The sequence below is a fragment of the Streptomyces achromogenes subsp. achromogenes genome, assembly GCF_000720835.1.
GTDB classification, from domain to species: Bacteria; Actinomycetota; Actinomycetes; order Streptomycetales; family Streptomycetaceae; genus Streptomyces; species Streptomyces achromogenes.
Window position 1 is genome coordinate 22,066 of sequence record NZ_JODT01000014.1, and the last position, 16,979, is coordinate 39,044.

Genomic DNA, 16,979 nt, shown 5'->3' on the forward strand with positions numbered 1-16,979 from the left:
TTCGAGTGGGCCGCGCTCGGCGTGAATGGCGCGTGACGAAGGTCTCAGGGCGCCCCCCGCTCGCAGCGCCTGTGACGGCCTTCACATAAGGATGAGGTAAGGGTGGCGCAACCCTTTACGGCTTCTCCGGGTCATGAGTGCGAACTCACTGGTCACTTCCGTTCTGAGGTTCGTATGAAGCTTCGTCGTTCCCTGGCCCTCGCCGCCGCCACGGCCGCCATCACACCGGCCGTTCTCCTCGCGGCCCCGATCGCCCACGCGGCGGACGGGGACACCCCGGCGTCCACCGTCACCGAGACGGCACCGGGTCAGGAGGCGTCCTCGCCCGCGGCCGACGAGTCCCCTGCGGCCGACGAGTCCCCCGCGGACGACACGACTCCGGCCGAGAAGGCGTCCTCGCCCGCGGCCGGTGAGGACACTCCGCCTGCCGCGCAGTCCTCGCCCAGCGCTTCCGCCTCGGCTTCCGCCTCCGCCTCCGCCTCGGCTTCCGCTTCCGCTTCCGTGTCCGCGTCCCCCTCGGCGTCCGCGTCCCCGTCGGACGGCCCCGTGGAGTGCTCCGACGACGAACCCAAGGTCGACGAGGACCTCCGGACCGCCCTGTCCGGTCTGCCCTCGAAGATCGTGGCGGGAAGCGGCTTCCACGGGTTCCGGCTGGACGTGAAGAACACCGGTGACCGCGCGTACCAGCGCGTCGACCTCGGAGTCTTCGCCGCCCAGATGGACGAGGAGGAGTACTTCATCGACACCAGCCACCTGACCCTGCAGTACAAGGACCCGTCCTCGGGCGAGTGGATCGACATCTCGCTGGACGAGAACGACGAGGGGGCCGGCTACCTCGGTTACACCGACGTCAAGGCCCACGAGTCCTTCTCCGTCGACCTGCGCCTGGCCGTGGACAAGTCCGCGCCGGCCGGCCTGGGCTACGCCCTGAGCATCGGCATGTACGCCGACGACCAGGGCAACTGCGTCCTCGCCGGTGACGACAGCTACTACGAGTTCGACATCCTGAAGGCCGGCACCGCCTCGGGCGAGCCCGGGGACGCCAAGCCGCAGGGCGGCAAGAAGCCGCTGCCCCAGCACCAGCCCTCCGGCAACACCAAGATCGAGCCCCAGGGCCACCTCGCCGAGACGGGCTCCAGCTCGGCGCTCCCGATGATCGCCCTGGCGGGCGGCGCCGCGGTCGCGGTCGGCGCGGGCGCCATGTTCGTCGTACGCCGCCGCAAGACGGCCGGTTCCAACGCCGCCGTCTGACCGGGTCCCCCTGGTAACGGGTGACGGGTAAGGGGGAGGCGGGGCCGTGGCGCGTGAGTCGACTCACGGGGCGTGGCCCCGCCTTCGTCGTGTCCTGGGGGGAGCGGGGGGATGGGTTCGCCGGTTCGGCGGTCGGTGCCCGGGGTGATCTTCTAGGGTTTGCCGGGGCCCTGCTCCCTCCTTCCGGCACGCCTGAGAGAAAGGCGGGGCATGTCCGTGTCCTCCGTCCCCGGGGCCCGTATGAGCGGTCGGGCCTGGGCGTTATTGCTCGTCCTGTGCGGCACGATCTTCCTCGAGGGCAGCGACGTCGCCATGCTGGCCGTCGCCGTCCCCGCCATCCGCGCCGACCTCGGCCTGACCACCGGCGCCACCGCGTGGGTGATGAGCGGCTACGTGCTCGGCTACGCCGGTTTCACGCTGCTCGGCGGCCGGGCCGCCGATCTGCTGGGCAGACGGCGGATGTTCCGCACCTGGCTCGGCGTCTTCCTGGTCTTCTCCACGCTGGGCGGCTTCGCGACCGACGGCTGGACGCTGGTGGTGGCCCGGTTCGTCACCGGTGTGGCGGCGGCCTTCATGACCCCCGCCGCCATGTCGATCATCACGACCTCGTATCCGGAGGGGCCGCAGCGCGACAAGGCCCTGCTGGTCTTCGCCGGAGTCGGCGCCGGCGGCTTCTCGACCGGCCTCGTCATCGGCGGACTGCTCACCGGGCTCGGCTGGCGCTGGGTGTTCTTCGCCCCGGTGTTCCTGGCCGGCGCCCTCCTCCTCGCGGCGCTCAGGCTGCTGCCGCGCGAGGCCCGCCCCGAGCCCCCTCGGCACGGCTACGACCTGGCCGGCGCGGCCTGCGCCGCCGCCGCGATGCTGCTCCTCGCCTACGGCATCGTCCGGCTCGAACACGGCGGGGAGGGGCTCGGGCAGGCTCTCGGCGCGCTCGTCGCCGGGTCGGCGGCGGTGGCGGCCTTCCTCGCGATCGAGCGGCGCGCCGAGGCCCCGCTCGTCCGGCTGGAGATCTTGCGCAAGGCCGAGGTGATGCGGGCCGACGTCGCCGCGCTGCTCTTCCTGGGCGCGTTCTTCGGGTTCCAGTTCGTCGTCACGCTCTATCTCCAGGAGCTGCGCGGCTGGTCCTCCTTCCAGGCCGCCCTCGCCCTGATCGCCATGGGCTGTGACGCCGTGCTGGCGCCCACCCTCACCCCGCGCCTGGTGAGCCGCTACGGCAACGGCCGGGTGATCCTCGGCGGCTTCCTGCTGGCGATCGTGTCGTACGGGCTGTTCCTGCCGGTCGGGACGGACTGGCCGTACGCGGCGATGTTCCCGAGCCTGATCCTCGCGGGCGTCGGCTTCGCCCTCGCCTACGGCCCGCTCACCATCGCGGCGACCGACGGCGTGGCCGAGGAGGAGCAGGGCCTGGCGGGCGGGCTGCTGTACACGTTCACCCAGTTCGGCTCGGCGGTCGGGATCTCCGCGACCACCGCGGTGTACGGGATCGCCTCGGCCGGTGCCGACGGGTCACCGGGCGCGGTGCTGGACGCCTACCGCGCCGCGCTCGTCGTCCCGGTGGTGATGGTGGTGCTGGGGGCGGCGGTCTCCGCCTTCGGTCTGCGCGGCACCGGGCCCGCCGCCCGGCGCGGGGACCCGGCGGCCACGGCCCGCGACGAGGCCGGCGGCGGCTCCTCGGGGTGAGCCGCCGGGGCCGGTGCCCGTACGGCCGCGCCGGCCGGGCTCAGCCGAGAGGCGCGGTCTCGGTCGTCGCCGGGGCCGGCTCCGCCGGCCTTCCGCCGGCTCTGGTGTGGACCTTGTAGGCGAGGAAGACCACCAGGACCCAGCCGCCCGAGACGTACAGCGAGGTGCGTGTCTCCGGCAGGACGGCGATGCAGACCAGGACCGTGGCCACGAACACCAGGGCGAGGTAGTCGCCGTAGGGGTGGAACGGCATCTTGTAGCGGATCCGGTCCTCCTGGCCGGCGCGCCTTTTGATCCTGCGGAACCTCAGGTGGCTGACCGCGATGGAGGACCAGGCGCACAGCAGCCCGAAGACGGTGACCGAGGAGAAGATCTCGAAGACCTGGTCCGGTATCAGGAAGTTGAGCAGGACGCTGCCGAACATGGTGGCGAACACGAGGCTGATCGCCCGGGTCGGGACGTTCCTGTGGTTGACGGTGCCGAGGACGGCCGGCGCGTTGCCCTGGAGCGCCAGGTTGTAGAAGGTGCGGCTGTTGGTGTACACGCTGGCGTTCACCGCCGACAGCACGGCGGTGATCACGACCAGGTTCATGACGGTCGCCGCGGCGGGGATGCCGATCTCGGCGAACACGGTCACGAACGGGCTTCCCTCACCGGTCAGCTGGGTCCACGGGAAGAGGGTGACCAGCACGGTGACGGCGCCCACGTAGAAGATCATCAGCCGCCAGAAGGTGGCGTTGACCGCCTTGGGCATCGTCCTGGTGACGTCCTTGGCCTCACCGGCGGCCAGCCCGAGGGTTTCCACCCCGCCGAACGAGAAGGCGACCATCACCAGGGCCAGGACCGTCCCGGACAGGCCGTGGGGGAAGAAGCCGCCGTGCTCGGTCAGGTTCCCGAGGCCGATCGGCCGGCCGTCGTGGCCGACGCCCAGGAAGACCATGGCCAGGCCGAAGAGGATCATGGCCACGATCGCCACGACCTTGATCATCGCGAACCAGAACTCCGACTCGCCGTAGAAGTTCACCCCGACGACGTTGACGGCGTACATCACGAGGACGGCGACCGCCCCGGGCACCCAGATCGGCAGGCCGGGGAACCAGTACTGGGCGAAGCGGCCCAGGGAGTTGAGCTCGGCCGCGCTGGTGGCGAGCAGGAAGACGAACGCGTTCCACCCGTTCAGGAAGCCGGCGAAGCGGTGGATGTACCGGTTCGCGTAGGAGACGTAGGCCCCGGAGACGGGCTCCTCGACCGACATCTCGCCCAGGGCGCGCATGACGAAGTAGATCGCCACGGCCGCGACGACGTAGGCCAGGATGACCGCCGGGCCCGCGGTCGCCACCGCCCAGCCGGAGCCGTAGAACAGGCCGGTGCCGATCGTGCCGCCGATGGCGATCATCTGGATGTGCCGGCTCTTGAGGTCTCGTCTGAGGTTTTCCTTCTCGTACACCTCGGGGGTGCCGCTTGCCATCTCACTGCCTCCCGGACAGATCGGTTCGCTTGCTGGTCAGTGGTCGTCGGCGCGCGTCGACCGGGTGAAGAGGGCATGGCCGAGCCGGGTGCGGCGGGCCCGGGCCGGACGCGGCCGGCGGCGGGGTGTGGGAAAGGGCGCGCCGGCACCGGGAAGGGGACGCTGATCGGTGGGTGCGCGGGAGGCTGGTGAGCAGTGCCGTCAGGCGGGCCGGCCGGTGTGGCGGAACATCCGCGCGCACAGGTCGGCGAGGCGGGGAGCGTCCGCGCCCAGGTAGGCGCGCAGCTCGGCGAGGGTCGCGGCGAAGGCGGCCTCGTCACCGGTGTCCGCCAGCTCGATGAGGGTGCCGACGCCGTCCTTCAGCGCGGCCCTGGCCCGCCCGGCGTCCGCGCTGCCGGTCTGGACGTCCCAGTACACCTCGGGCGCGGCGGAGGTGATGCGCGCCAGCAGCGCGAGCATCGCGGTGTGCGGCGGGGGTGCGAGTGCGCTCAACTCGGTGATGCCGACGCCCAGGTGCTTGAGGGAGAGGCCGAAGGCGAGCACGGCCGCATGGGTCGCCGCCTGGGCCGCGGCCATGAGCCGGTCGTGTTCGCGCGCCCCGACGGGCACGATCCGCGCACCCCACGACTCCATGAGGCCGAGCAGCGCCCGCACCCCGGGTCCGTCCTTGAGGCGGACCACGGCGACGGGCCGGCCGTCCGGCCCCAGCGACGGGGCGTACATCGGGTTCAGGCTCACCGCCTCGATCCCCCCGCCGCCCGGCACCTCGGCCAGGGCGTCCCGCGTGCGCGCGACGACGGCGCCCTTCACCGACGTGGTGTCGGCCAGCACCGCGTCCTTGCGCAGCAGTGCCGCCAGCGGGCGTACGGCGGCCAGCACGACCTTCTCCGGCACGGCCAGCACCACGAGGTCGGCCGTGGCCACCGCGTCCCGGACCGGCGGCGCGGGGGAAGTGACATCGCCGGTGATCCGGTGTACGCCGGCGACCGGGGGGCGGTCCGCCGGGGCGATGTCGACCGAGGTCACGGCGAGGCCGGAGGCCGCCAGCCGCTCCGTGAACATGTGCCCGACGGCGCCGCCGCCCCCGACCACGACGGCGCGGGCCAGCCGGCCGGCGGCCGGTCCCGGGTCGCGCGGCGGCTCACCCCCGGTGGACATGGTGGCGTCACCCTCGGTGGGCATCGGGGCCTCCCGTAAGGGGCTGGACCGCAGGCCGGCTCGCCGCGATCGCCCTGAGCATGGCCCTGGCCTTCACCTGGGTCTCCTCGAACTCCTCGGCGGGGTCCGACAGCGCGGTGATGGCGCCGCCCACACCGAAACTCACCTGCCGCGGGGTGGCGACGATGGTCCGGATGAGGATGCTGAAGTCGGCCGCGCCGTCGAGCGAGAAGTAGCCGAGCGCCCCCGAGTAGACGCCCCGCGGCCCCGCCTCCAGCCGGTCGATGATCTCCATCGTCCGGATCTTGGGCGCCCCGGTCATCGACCCGCCGGGGAACGCGGCACGGAACGCCTCGACGGTCGAGACACCGGACCGCAGGCGACCGCGGATGGTGGACACGAGCTGGTGGACGGGCGCGTAGGACTCCACCGCGAACAGGTCGGGGACGTGCACGCTGCCGATCTCGCAGACCTGGCCCAGATCGTTGCGGAGCAGGTCGACGATCATCAGGTTCTCGGCGCGTTCCTTCTCCAGCTTGACCAGTTCGAGCCGGAGCCGCTCGTCCTCCTCCGGGGTGGCCCCGCGGGGCCGCGTGCCCTTGATCGGCTTGGCCTGGACCGTGCGGTCGGCGCCGATCCGGAGGAACTGCTCGGGGGACGCGCTGAGCACCGACAGACCGGGGAACCTGAGCAGCGCCCCGTAGGGGACCGGGCTGATCCGCCGCAACTGCGCGTAGGTGGCCAGGGGATCGATGGGGATCGGTGCCGTGGCCATGTTCGTCAGGCAGATCTCGTACGACTCGCCCGCCCGGATCTCCCGCCGGCACTCGGCGATGAGGTCCAGGTACCGCTGCCTGGAGTGCCGGAACGTCACCGGCAGCGCGGAGGCGTCCTCGCCGGCCGAGAGCAGCGGCGGGGTGACGACCTCTCCGGGCCCGGCCGCCCGGTCCAGCCCGCCGACCCGGCCCGCCATGGTGTCCAGCCACCGGTCCGCCGCCGCCTCCTCGCCCGGTGCCGCCAGGCAGAGCAGATGGCTGACCCGTGCCACGTGATCGAGGACGAGCGCGCGGTCGGCGAAGAGCAGGGCCGCGTCCGGCTCCGCCGCGGAGTGGGCCGCGCGGCCCGCGCACTCGGCCTTGAGCTCGTACCCCAGGTAGCCGACGTAACCGAGCGCGAATCCGAGGGCGCCCGGGTGTTCGACCGCGCGCTCCCGGAGTTCCCGGTCGAGGTAGTCGAAGACCGACTCCTGCCGCCGGATCCGCTGTCCGGCGCGGTCGACGGTCACGGCGCGCTCCGCGAGGCGGTAGGTGACGAACTCGGCGTGCGGCCCGGTCCCGTCGCCCATGAAGGAGTAGCGCGCCATCCCGGTCGCCGTCTCGCCGCTGTCCAGCAGGAAGCTGTGCTCGGCGCCGGCGAACAGCTCCGTGTACGCCGCCTCGGTGTCCGGCAGCAGCGGGATCGTCCGGGTCCGCAGGGAATACCGTGCCGGTTCCTCCCGCCGGCCGGTCCGGCGGGCGGGCGCGGGCAGGGGCTCGCGCGGCCCGGGCACCGGCGTGGGCGGTGGCTGTGCGGGGCCGCCCGCGTGCTCCTCGGTCAGCCGCCGGAAGTTGTGGAGCAGTCGCAGGCCGTGCTCCGAGCAGATCGACTCCGGGTGGAACTGCACGCCCCAGATCGGCAGCGTGCGGTGGCGCACGCCCATGTTGACGCCGTCGGTCGTCCAGGCGATCGGGAGCAGTTCCCCTTCGGGGATGCGGGTGGCGACGAGCGAGTGGTAGCGCACCGCGTCGAAAGGCGACGGTATGCCGCTGAAGAGGCCCTCCCCGGTGTGGTGGATACGGGACACGCGGCCGTGCATCGGTTCCTCGCCGAGTTCTATGCCGGCGCCGAACAGATGACAGATCCCCTGGTGCCCGAGACAGACCCCGAGAACGGGGACGCCGCTGTCCCGGATCGCCTGCGCGCTCATCCCGAAATCGCGCTGCCGCTCCGGCCGGCCCGGCCCGGGGGAGATCACGATGTTGTCGAATTCCCCGAGTCCGGACAGCGGGCGGGCGGAATCGTTCCGGACGACTTCCGGGGGCCGTCCGTTCACTTCGGCCAGGAATTGGTAGAGGTTGTAGGTGAACGAATCGTAGTTGTCGATCAGCAGCGTCCTCATCGTTGCGGCTCTCCGTCGATCACCAGGTCCTCGACTCGGCACGACTCCTCGATGAGCAGGTCGTACAGCTTGTGCAGGAAGGCGGGGTCGAGGCCGGTGGCGGCGGCGAAGTCGTCCGCCCTGCGGTGAGCGGCCTCGATCCGGTGAGGCTGCATCATCGGCACGTCGTGCTCTCTCTTGTACTCCGCGATGCGCACGCAGCAGGCGATCCGGCGTTCGATCACCCGGAGCAGGCTGTTGTCGATGTCGTTCAGTATCGCGCGCAGTTCCTCGATCCCGGACACCCGCGCAAAGTCCGCCTCGGCCCTCTCCATCTAAGCCCCCTCGCCTTTCCTGACCATTTCCAGCAGATATCCCAAGCAGCCCATGATCTCTTGGCGGAAGGGCCGGTCGCGATATTCGTCGTAGGTGTCGGCCGACTGCGGGTACCACAATTTGAGAAGGCCGCCGTCGGCCAGCTTGCGTCTTTCGAAATTGACGTACAGATCGGTGCGCACCGCCTCGATGGTCCGCAGGTCCGCGGCGGACAGGCCCAGCGGGTTTCCCTCGGTGATGCGCCGGTGCATCTCGGGGTAGAACTGGGCGCAGAGGATGCCGCCGAACAACTGCAGTCCGAGGTGGAAACCCAGGTAGGCCATCACCAGGAACGTGCCGGGGTAGACGGCGCCCGACCGCAGCGCCTCCAGCAGGCTCTCGCGGGTCAGGGGGAGGGTGCCGGCCACGCCGGTCGAGCGCAGGGCGCCGTCCTCGTAGGCCATCGCCCGTGGCTCGCCCTTCTTGTTCATCGTCCAGAACAGGAAGGTGCCGCCCCCGGTCCTCGAGTCCCAGCAGGAGCGGACGCCGTCGAAGACGCGGTACACGGTGTCGCGCGTGGCGGGATCGAGGATCATCCGGTGGAACCAGCCGTCGTGCCCCGCCTCGAGCTCGGCGAGGATCGCGTCGCGGACCAGGACGCACATCGGGACGGTGACGTACTCGTCGGGCAGGTCCCAGTGGTTCGCGTGGACGAGCTCCTTCCAGTACGCGTGGTTGAGCACCACCAGTTGCTTCCAGAGCGTGTCCAGCGAGGAGATGTCGCGGGACGTCCGCTCCCACCACCGGCGCAGCTCGGCGGCCCGGGCCCGGACGGCGTCGGGCCCGTCGGCCAGGACCGCCTCCAGGTTGCGGCGGACGAACTCGCCGTCGGCCGCGGGGGCGTCCGTGGCCAGTGTGTCGCGGTACTTGGACGGCAGCAGCCGCACCTTGCGATCGCCGACGAACAGGTCCCTGGACAGCAGGATGTTGTCCAGCCTGATCGCCGTGATCGGCAGCGCCAGCACGTACTTCTGCCGCTGCCGCCGCTGGTAGAGGGCTTGGTTGACGACCACGTTCAGGCTCTCGGGATTGGTGATGCTGGCCATGTGCTCGGCCGCGGACAGCACCGGTGCGCGCGTGAGCTGGTCGATGACGCCCGTGGAGGTGCCCGGCGGGAACAGGGCGTCGATGTGCCGCTTCAGGGCGGCCAGGAAGAGCTCCGCCCGGCCGGCCTGGAAGGTGGTGCCGTCGACGGTGAGTCCGGCGTAGTAGTCGCCGACCGTGCCGTCCACCTCCAGAAGCCGGCGGGCGTGCGGGAAGCGGCCGGTGATCTCGTCGAGCTCGGCGGCCGACAGATCGGGCAGTTCCACGTCGGAGAACAGGTCCGGGTCGGTGAACATCGCCGTTCCTCCTAAGCGATTCCGCGGTCCCGGAGCAGCCGCCCGAGGCGCTCGGTCCCGGCCTCGATCTCGGCCGGGGACACACAGGAGAAGGACAGGCGCAGGTAGTTGCGCTTCGCCTGCACCGGGCCGGAGAGGTAGAGGTCGCCCGGCACGAAGGACACCCCGTACTCGCTCGCCGCGACCTTCAGCAGCTCCCCGGTGTCCACTCCCTCCGGCAGCTCCACCCAGAAGAACATCCCCGAGTCGGGGCGCGAGAAGGGCGTTCCGGCGGGGAGGACCTCTTCGAGGCAGCGCCGCATGACATCGCGGCGCAGCGCGTACTCGCGGCGCAGGACGCCGATGTGAGCGGCCAGGTCCCACCCGTCCAGCAGCCGGGCCACGATGTGCTGGCCGGGGGTGGCGACCTCGAGCGTGGACGCCTCCTTGACGACGAGGGCCTGGTCCACGAGGGCGTCGGGCACCACGATCCAGCCGACGCGCAGCCCCGGACTGATGATCTTGGAGAAGGAGCCGACGTAGAACACCCACCGGTCCTCCAGCGAGCGCAGCGCCGGTCTCGGTTCGTCGTCGTACTGCAGGAAGCCGTAGGCGTCGTCCTCGATGAGCGTGAACGCGTGCTCCCGCGCCAGCTCCGCCAGCGCCCGGCGCTCCGGTCCGGGCAGGCTGACGCCGAGCGGGTTGTGTCCCTCGGGCATGACGTACATGGCGCCGGGACGGACCCCCGCCCCCACCAGGCCGGCCACCGACCGGGCGAGGCTCCCCGACGTGCCGACGGTGTGCACGGGGGTGTCCCCCGCCAGCACGGCCGACAGCGCGCCGGTGTACGTGATCTCCTCCAGCACGATCGGGCGGCCGGACCCGCACAGCAGCCGCACGGCCATGTCGATGCCGTGCTGGGCGCCGTTGGTGAGCACGATCTGCTCCGGTGCGCAGGTCACGCCCCGCATGGCCATCAGCCGCACGATGTGCTCGCGCAACTCCTCCAGCGGGTTGGCGTACTGGTAGACGTCGCCGGGGCTCTTGAAGACGGCGTCGACGGCGGCGGTCAGCTCGGCGACCGGGAACAGGTCCGGGTTGGGCAGGCCCAGCGCGAAGGAGACGAGGTCCGCGTTCTTGCGCAGGACGAAGTCGAAGACCGATGTCTGGTCCATGCGTTCTCTCTTCTTCCGCGCGCCCGGTCAGAAGTAGTTCTCGAGGCTGCCGCGGCGTCGTATGTCGAGGGTGGCGCAGTGGAACGAGCCACCGAAGTTGTTGAAGTTCCAGAACGGGCACTCGATCACTTCGAGCCCCCAGTCCTTGAACGCCTTGATCGTGTTGACCTCGCCGGCGGCCACGATCACGCGCGAGGCGTCCAGCATGAGGACGTTGGCGTTCATCCACTTGCTGGAGAAGTACAGGGGGTAGGAGTCCGGGACGCACGGGTCCGGAGTCCGCAGCACGTCCCAGTCCTTGAACAGGGACGGGATCGAGGTGACCCGCTCTGGGTGCACCAGCAGCTTCCCCGGCGCCAGCGGGTAGAAGGTCGCGTCGATGTGCATGGCGTGCGGGTCGTTGAACACCAGCCGGTGCACCCGGTAGGTGTCGGGGTGCGTGGCGTCGAGATAGCGCTGGAGCCATTCGATGCCGGCCTCGTTGCACGTGCTGCTCAGGCCCATGAAGATGTCACGCCCGCACTTGATGGCGTCCGCGGCGTCGAAGACCGGCTCCAGCTCGTTGAGGACGAAGCGGGGCGGCTCGCCCGGGCCGGCCGCGGTGAACGACTCCTTGTAGAGGCCGTCCCGCAACTCCGGCTTGGGCGCGGCGACCCAGTTGGCGCCGCGCGCGTAGTACTCCTTGATCAGCGACCGGTACGCGAACGTCTCGAAGTACCGGCTGCGCCAGGCCATCGGCGTCTCGATGATGTCCTTGCCGATCACCAGCAGGGAGTCGCGCGGGTTGGCCACACCCAGTTCGTTGGGCACGCTCCAGTGGGGCGTGCGCAGCTGTCCGCCGTACTCCCGGAGGTCGGGGCGCCGTACGGTGACGCCCTCGCCCTCGAGGATGGAGATCAGCTCGTCGAGCTCCCGCTGGGCGGCCTGGATCTCCGCGGCCGGCCACTCCTCGCCGCCCCGGGTCCTGTAGAAGTCGAAGTACTCCTCGTACATGCAGCCGAGCATGTCCGGCTCCCAGGCGGGGATCAGCAGACCTTCGAGCCGGCCGACGATGATCTCCTCGAGGGGGTCCCACTCGTTGTGTATGTTGACGACCGGTTCGGCCGGCGTTCCACCCACAGCGCTCATGTCCGCGTCTTCCTTCCGGAGTCACTTGTACAGTCGCTTCGCAGCAGCGTGCCGAGGACACCCACAAGGACCGCTGCCGAGGCGGCCGGCCGAAGGCACACGGGTGCCGGCACGCGCGGTCTCGTCGGTGCGGAAAGGCAGGGGCCCGCGGTCGGCTGACGGCAGGCCCTGATGCCGGTCGTGCCCAGGAGGTCGGCGATGCGTGTTGTCGTCAGGTGCGGTTCTCGGTGCCGGGCGGGGACGGCAGTCGGGATCTTCCGGGACGGACGAGCGTCATCTCGTCGTGGGGCGTCGCCGAGGTCACCCGCGGACGGGCCGGACGGGACTGCCGGACCCGTGAGTGGATCTTCTCTCGGCGGCGGACGGCGAAGACCGGCGAACGGCCGGGTGACGACGGTGGTTACGCCGCGGAATGCCCTGCTCTACTCGAACACCTGTTGATCTCATCCCCACGACGGGAGATCCCTCCGAAGATCAAGGTGATAGGGACCCGCTCATACTTCATCCCGAGTGAAGCTCCTGTCAATCGTGTAACAGAAGTTCCGTGATCGATCAGGAGGCCCTGCCGGTCAAGGGGGAGTAGGCAGTCCCACTTGTTCTGTCCGGGCCGTTGACAGCTTGTCATCCGGTATCAATCATGAGTGCGTCTGTTTCACCGTGATCTGCGGAGGGACCGCCGTCGTGGGGGGAAGATCATTGGATAGACAGCCGATCCGGTGATCAACTGGGTGAGTACTTCCGGAATTGCGTGTTCCGGTATCCCCGCGACGCGGATCTTCGAATTCCCCGGGTGAGTTTCATCCGCCCTCGGGTCGTCCCTCTATAACTCCCCGGACCGGTATGCCGGTTGTACGTGCCGGCGCGCCCGGGGAGACCGGGGCGCGTTTCCTTCGCCTTCCGGGTTTCTCGCAGACCAATGCACCTGAAATCCACCGTCCGGCGATACGCGTGCACCGCCAGTGGCGCGTGCCGTCGCCGAAGAACGCGGGAGTGATGATGTCGAACATCGGGGACATTCTCTTCACCTGGAACGAGCGGCTTCCCGCCGGGACGTCCGTCGAGATCGAGGACGACACGTTGCGGGACGGCCTGCAGGCGAGCTTCATCCGCAAGCCCACGGTCGAGGAGAAGGCCGAGCTGTTCCGGATGTCGGCCGGTATCGGGGCGCGCCACGCGGTCGTGGGCTTTCCCGCCAGCTCGCCCGCGGAGTTCTCGGACAGCCGACGTCTGCTGTCCGTCATCCGGGACGACGGCCTGCCCCTGATGCCCTGGTTCCTCGGCCGCGCGGTGCGGGAGGACCTGGAGCCGATGCTCCGGCTGCGCGACCACTTCGGCGCGGACGTCGGCGCCGCCTTCTTCATCGGCACCAGCCCGATCCGGCGCCATGTCGAGAAGTGGGACATGGCCCAGATCATGGAGCGCATCACCGGCACGATGGAGTACCTGGAAAAGGTCGGTCTGCCCTTTTCCTTCAGCGTCGAGGACGCGAGCCGGACACCGCCCGACGAACTGCGGGACATGGTGGAACTGGCCGTGCGGTATTCGGCTTACAGCATCGCGGTGTGCGACACGGTGGGCGAGAGCACGCCGGCGGGAGTCCACCGGCTGGTGGGCTACGTCAAGTCCCTCATCAAGGACCGCGGCTCGCACGTGAAAATCCTCTGGCACGGGCACAACGACCGGGGACTGGGGCTCGCGAACTCGATCGCCGCCGTCGAGGCGGGGGCCGACATCGTCGGCGGTGCGTTCCTGGGGATCGGTGAAAGGAGCGGGAACACCGCCCTGGAACAGGTCATCATGTATCTCTACCAGAACGGTGTCGGGAACTTCGACGTCAAAAACCTGATCCCGTATCTGAAGAAGCTGTCGGCCGCGACGGAATTCCCGATCCCGGTGAACATGCCGCTGGTGGGGCAGCAGGCGTTCGCCACCTGCACCGGCACCCACGCGGCCGCGGTCCTGAAGGCCGCGGAGATCGGCACCGATTTCGAGGACTACGTATTCAGCAGCATTCCGGCGAGCGAGCTCGGCGCGGTGCAGGACATCGGCGTGGGCCCGACGAGCGGCATGGCCAATGCCACGTACGTGCTCCGAAAGGGGAACATGGATTCCTCCGAGGGCACCGCCGAGGCACTCCTGGCCCACGCCAAGACACAGCACCGCCTCATGTACGAGGACGAGATCGTCGCCTGGTACAAGCAGCACGCGGCGAAGGGATCCTGAATCCAGTGCCCCCGGCAGAGTTGTGGACCGCGGAACAGATGGCACAGGCCGACCCGGCCGATCCGCTGTGGAGCTGGGTCGTGCCCGCCTTCCGCGAGTTCGACCGGACGTTGACGGACGAGTCCGCCAAGTTCCCGTGCCTCTTCGGAGTCGGCGCGCAGAACAACGGCCACAACAGTTTCACCGCGCTGGACACGCGGCTGCCGCACACGCACGGCGTGGAACGGCTGGCCCAGACCCTGCGTGCCTTCCGGGACAAGGCGTGGACCGGGCCGCGGCGCCAGTCGCTCGTGGTGTTCGTGGGCCCGCCGGCCGAGGTCCCGGACCTCGACCACGACCGGGAGCGGTTCTGGCGTCTGCTGGGCGACCTGCGGGCCCACGACCGGTCGCCCTGGCCCGAGAACTGCCCGAGCGATCCGGCGGACCCGAAATGGGACTGGTGCTTCGCCGGGGAACCGTGGTTCACCTTCATGTGCAGCCCGGCCTATGCCGCGCGGCGCAGCAGGGCCATCGGCCACTGCCTGACCGTGATCTTCCAGACCCGACGGATCTTCGAGGGCCTGGCCGGCAACACCCCGGCGGGCCGCAAGGCGAAGCAGAACGTCCGCGACAGACTGGCCGGATACGAAGAGCTGCCCCCGCATCCCCATCTGGGTTCCGCGGAACGGCAGGTCGACTACAAGTGGCGGCAGTACTTTCTGCCCGACGACCTGACCGAGTTCCCAGTGGACGCCTGCCCCTACAAGGGGACCTGACGCGGGAGAAGGAACCATGGAACTGACCGACCTCGAAGGCGCCGAGTTCAGGCTCTGCGACGATCCGGCGTCACTCGCACAGGCCGAGGGCGAGGCCCGGGCGGCTCGGGCCCACGTGCTGCGGGCCGGCTGGCGCGATCCCGATTACGCCGGGCTGCGCGACGCGGGCTTCGTCATCAGGCCGGACTGGATCATGTTCACCCGCGAAGTGCCGGAGGGCACGGACAGCTTCCTGGCGGCGCAGGTCCGGCCGAACCGCACGAGGCTGGCCATGGACGCCCTCGCCGGGTACGCGATGTCGCTGGAAGACCCGGTGACGGAGAGGTCGTACGAGGAGTTCCTCCCGCTCTACCGCGCGCACATGGGCAGGATCCACGGCGGCCTGGACTTCGCCGGGCAGCTGCGGGAGGCGGTGCTCGGCGGCGACCACCTCCTCGCCACCTGGCGGGACGAGGCGGGCGCCCTGGTCTGCGGGATGATCGCCCGGCAGGACCGGGAGAACAGCCTCCTGCACGTCCGGTTCCTCGCGGTGCGCGAGCCCGCGCCCGCGCCGGCGACCACGGCCGGGATGTACGCGGTGGCCGCCTCCCTCGCCCCGGCCTACGGGCTGAAGACGCTGTCGATGGGCATCGAGATGAACTTCTACGGCGCCGTCCTCAGCCCCGGGCTGTGCCTGTACAAGCTGCGCCTCGGGGGGATCCCGGTGCCGGCCGGCATGCTGGGCGAACCCGACTGCGGGCTCGTCGCCGACAAGATGCTCGGTCTGCGGGGGCTGCGGCAGCCGGTGCTGTGCTTCGAGCAGCTCCCCGTGGACGGCGACGCCCCGTACGCCCCGCCGGCCGCCGGCGACCTGGCGGACGCCGCGCGCCGGCTCCGGCTGGTGTGCTTCGTGTCGGACGAGACGGACGAAGCCGCGGTGCGGCCGTACCGGCGCTGGGCCCAGTTGCGTCGGGTCCGGTGATGGCCGCTCAGGAAACGCGGGCGACGGCCGCGTCGGGTGGCAGGCTCGCCGAAGTCCTGTCCGTCTTCCGTCTCCTGCGCCGCAACGCCGGTCTGCGCAGGCTCGTCGTGTCGGTGCTCCTGATGGAGGTCGGACAGTGGGCCACCTGGGTCGCCATCCCCCTGTTCGTCATCGAACGCCACGGCCTCGGCCTCGGCGTGGGCCTGACGACCGGGTTGATGGCCGTCCCGAACATCCTCCTCGGTGTCGCCGCGGGCAACGTCGTCGACCGCAACAACCCCCGTAACGTCCTCGTCGCCAGCGCGGTGTTCAGCGGTCTGATGGTCGCCCTGTTCCCGCTCACCACGGAGCTGTGGCAGGTCCAGGTGCTGGCCGTGCTCGTGGGCATCGGCTACATGTTCGTGGTGCCCGCGGCGCTGGCGCTGCGTCCGCAGGTGATGGACGCCGGCTCCGAGATGAGCGGAAACGGCCTGGTCGTCACCGCCCAGCGGCTGGCCCGCTTCCTCGGCCCCGCGGTCGCCGGGCCCGGCATCGCCCTGGTCGGGCTGTCGTGGATCTTCGTACTGGAAGCCGCCATGGCGCTGACCGCCACGGTGTTCTTCGTCCGGATCGACAGCCATGTGCCGGTCGAGCGGGCCCCGGGGGAGCGCGCGCCGGGCATCATGGCGGCCCTGCGCCCCGGTGCCTGGGCGGCTGAGCTGGTCGGCGGCATCCGCGGTGTCGCCGGGTTCCTGCGCGGCAGCCCCCGGCTGGCGGCGCTGACCGTCACCGTCCTGACGTACTACCTCGCGTTCGGCGCCGGCACCGTCCTGCTGGCCGCCTACTCGCTGGGGAGGTTCCACGCCGTACCCGGCATGCTCGGCTACCTGTTCGGGGCGCTGGGGCTGGGCGGCATCGCCGGTGCCATGCTGGCGCCGCTGCTGGGCAGATACCGCAGCGGGGTCGTGTACGTCCTGGCCAGCGTCCTGGAAGGGGTGGCCTGGCTGGTCCTGCCCTGGACCGGCAGCGCCGTCGGCGCGGTGCTGCTGATGTTCGTCGCGGGCGCGCTCGAATCGTCCGCCACCGTCCTCTACTTCACCGAGGTGCAACACCTCCTGCCCGCGGAGTACACGGGGCGGTACTACGCGACCGTGCTCTCCGTCGGTGACGCCTGCCAGCTGCTCGGCCGGTCGCTGGGCGGGTTCCTGACCCCCGCGATCGGCACGACGTGGGCGGTGGTGTCGGTCGGCGCCGCCTTCGCCCTGCCGGTCCTGCTGCTGGCCGCACCCCTGGTGCGGAACGCACCGTCCCCGCGCCTGACCACGGGCCGTCCGCGGGAGAAGCCATCCCATCCATGAAGGCAAGGAGTG

The 16,979-nt window shown here is 70.5% G+C and carries 13 protein-coding genes; 6 read left to right on the forward strand and 7 right to left on the reverse strand.

Translation table 11 applies throughout. From position 1 onward, the window contains the following. Positions 1-174 precede the first annotated feature (174 nt). Together IH25_RS37550 and IH25_RS0115390 are read left to right on the forward strand one after the other, a co-directional pair. Positions 175-1,251, forward strand: coding sequence for an LAETG motif-containing sortase-dependent surface protein (locus IH25_RS37550; RefSeq protein WP_030609328.1), 1,077 nt, complete (start codon positions 175-177; stop codon positions 1,249-1,251). 210 nt (positions 1,252-1,461) lie between these two features. Then, on the forward strand, positions 1,462-2,931 hold the full coding sequence (locus IH25_RS0115390) for an MFS transporter (protein ID WP_394298432.1): 1,470 nt from the start codon (positions 1,462-1,464) through the stop codon (positions 2,929-2,931). Between the two features lie 40 nt (positions 2,932-2,971). Here IH25_RS0115390 and IH25_RS0115395 read toward each other — a convergent pair whose 3' ends face one another. The 7 genes from IH25_RS0115395 to IH25_RS0115425 all read right to left on the reverse strand — a co-directional run bounded on the left by IH25_RS0115395 (position 2,972) and on the right by IH25_RS0115425 (position 11,691). After that, positions 2,972-4,399 carry an amino acid permease gene (locus IH25_RS0115395; RefSeq protein ID WP_051753935.1) on the reverse strand — a complete coding sequence of 476 codons (1,428 nt, stop codon included), beginning with the start codon at positions 4,397-4,399 and terminating at the stop codon, positions 2,972-2,974. Positions 4,400-4,600: 201 nt separating this feature from the next. Then, positions 4,601-5,581 (reverse strand): prephenate dehydrogenase/arogenate dehydrogenase family protein, encoded by a 981-nt coding sequence (locus IH25_RS0115400; protein WP_051753936.1) that lies wholly within the window; start codon positions 5,579-5,581, stop codon positions 4,601-4,603. Then, on the reverse strand, positions 5,565-7,715 hold the full coding sequence (gene pabB, locus IH25_RS0115405; RefSeq protein ID WP_030609335.1) for an aminodeoxychorismate synthase component I: 2,151 nt from the start codon (positions 7,713-7,715) through the stop codon (positions 5,565-5,567). The genes IH25_RS0115400 and pabB overlap by 17 nt, the downstream gene beginning before the upstream one ends. After that, positions 7,712-8,029 carry a chorismate mutase family protein gene (locus IH25_RS0115410; protein WP_030609337.1) on the reverse strand — a complete coding sequence of 106 codons (318 nt, stop codon included), beginning with the start codon at positions 8,027-8,029 and terminating at the stop codon, positions 7,712-7,714. The genes pabB and IH25_RS0115410 overlap by 4 nt, the downstream gene beginning before the upstream one ends. Further along, positions 8,030-9,409, reverse strand: a complete 1,380-nt coding sequence (locus IH25_RS0115415; RefSeq protein ID WP_030609339.1) for a hypothetical protein — start codon at positions 9,407-9,409, stop codon at positions 8,030-8,032. It lies immediately after the preceding gene. Positions 9,410-9,420: 11 nt separating this feature from the next. Then, on the reverse strand, positions 9,421-10,563 hold the full coding sequence (locus IH25_RS0115420) for an aminotransferase-like domain-containing protein (protein ID WP_051753937.1): 1,143 nt from the start codon (positions 10,561-10,563) through the stop codon (positions 9,421-9,423). 27 nt (positions 10,564-10,590) lie between these two features. Next, positions 10,591-11,691, reverse strand: a complete 1,101-nt coding sequence (locus tag IH25_RS0115425; protein ID WP_030609342.1) for an amidinotransferase — start codon at positions 11,689-11,691, stop codon at positions 10,591-10,593. 840 nt (positions 11,692-12,531) lie between these two features. On the opposite strand from IH25_RS0115425, the gene IH25_RS0115430 reads away from it, so the two are divergent. Genes IH25_RS0115430 through IH25_RS41195 form a run of 4 tightly spaced genes read left to right on the forward strand, consistent with a single transcriptional unit; the run spans position 12,532 to position 16,967 of the window. After that, a complete protein-coding gene (locus tag IH25_RS0115430; protein ID WP_078844260.1) occupies positions 12,532-13,914 on the forward strand; it encodes a LeuA family protein in 1,383 nt (460 codons plus the stop codon). A gap of 38 nt (positions 13,915-13,952) precedes the next feature. Next, positions 13,953-14,669, forward strand: a complete 717-nt coding sequence (locus IH25_RS0115435) for a YqcI/YcgG family protein (RefSeq protein WP_051753939.1) — start codon at positions 13,953-13,955, stop codon at positions 14,667-14,669. A gap of 16 nt (positions 14,670-14,685) precedes the next feature. Then, positions 14,686-15,630 (forward strand): hypothetical protein, encoded by a 945-nt coding sequence (locus IH25_RS41190; RefSeq protein ID WP_030609349.1) that lies wholly within the window; start codon positions 14,686-14,688, stop codon positions 15,628-15,630. Beyond that, positions 15,630-16,967, forward strand: a complete 1,338-nt coding sequence (locus IH25_RS41195) for an MFS transporter (RefSeq protein WP_030609351.1) — start codon at positions 15,630-15,632, stop codon at positions 16,965-16,967. Before IH25_RS41190 ends, IH25_RS41195 begins: the two co-directional genes overlap by 1 nt. Positions 16,968-16,979: the final 12 nt, after the last annotated feature.